Consider the following 452-nt stretch of genomic DNA (forward strand, 5'->3'; position numbering starts at 1 on the left):
CGCCAAGTTCGCGCGGGCGATCCGGCTGTCGATGAATGGCGATTCAACGGCGGCCAAGCTGCGTGATCTGCTCTCGCCGCATGTGGCGGCCGATGGCAATGGCGTCTCGGTACGCATCAACTACGTTTGTGAGCAGGCACGCTGCGAAGCGGTGCTCGGCGATGCGTGGCGCATTGTTCCGAGCGAAGCGGCGATCGCCGCGCTGCGTCAGGCGCTCAATGCCGAGAACGTGGCAACGGTGTACGAGTAGTTCGAAGATGGCGCGGGGGGCGCCATCGCCGGGCGTAGGCTCGGCACGACTGCGGTCTCAATACGATTATTACTAAAGCATCCATGAACGTCGGAATCTCGTGCAACGCGCTGGGCTACAGCGGTGGCAGCGAGCGCTACGCGATGGACCTGGTGCGCGGCCTGCATGAGCGCGCCATCCGTCCCGTGTTCTTCGCCAAGAT

At 63.7% G+C, this 452-nt stretch carries 1 protein-coding gene; it reads left to right on the forward strand.

Annotated features, from left to right (window positions below):
- On the forward strand, nt 1-250 hold a 250-nt coding region (locus I6F21_RS37815; protein ID WP_225184397.1), incomplete at its 5' end, for a hypothetical protein.
- Between the last annotated feature and the right edge of the window lie 202 nt (nt 251-452).

This window comes from Bradyrhizobium sp. NBAIM03 (assembly GCF_020194055.1).
In the GTDB taxonomy this organism is placed as follows: Bacteria; Pseudomonadota; Alphaproteobacteria; order Rhizobiales; family Xanthobacteraceae; genus Bradyrhizobium; species Bradyrhizobium yuanmingense.